1 protein-coding gene is annotated in these 309 nt (G+C 69.6%); it reads left to right on the top strand.

Annotated features, from left to right (window positions below):
* Window positions 1-309 (top strand): efflux RND transporter permease subunit (locus tag AX737_RS11115; RefSeq protein WP_156453658.1); only part of this gene is annotated, 309 nt, incomplete at both ends.

Raw genomic sequence — 309 nt, 5'->3', positions numbered from 1 at the left:
AGGCCTACATCATCTCCATCCTGGCGAGCCTGCTCACCTCCATCACCCTGACGCCCGTGCTGGCGTCCTGGCTGCTGCCGGGGCTCCGGAACCTGGAGGAGCACGACAGCCGCTTGCTGAAGCTGCTCAAGCGCGGCAACGCCGCCCTGCTGCGGGTGGCTTTCCGGCATAAGGGCCTGCTGGTCGGCACCGTCGCGGCCGCGGTGGCCGCCGCCGGCATCGCCGCCTGGAACTTGCCGCGCGCCTTCCTGCCGCCGTTCAACGAGGGCTCGTTCACGGTCAGCATGACCTTCAACCCGGGCATCTCGC

This window comes from Methylobacterium sp. CCH5-D2, assembly GCF_001556475.1.
Classification (GTDB): domain Bacteria; phylum Pseudomonadota; class Alphaproteobacteria; order Rhizobiales; family Beijerinckiaceae; genus Methylobacterium; species Methylobacterium hispanicum.
This window is presented reverse-complemented; position numbering and strand designations above follow the sequence as displayed.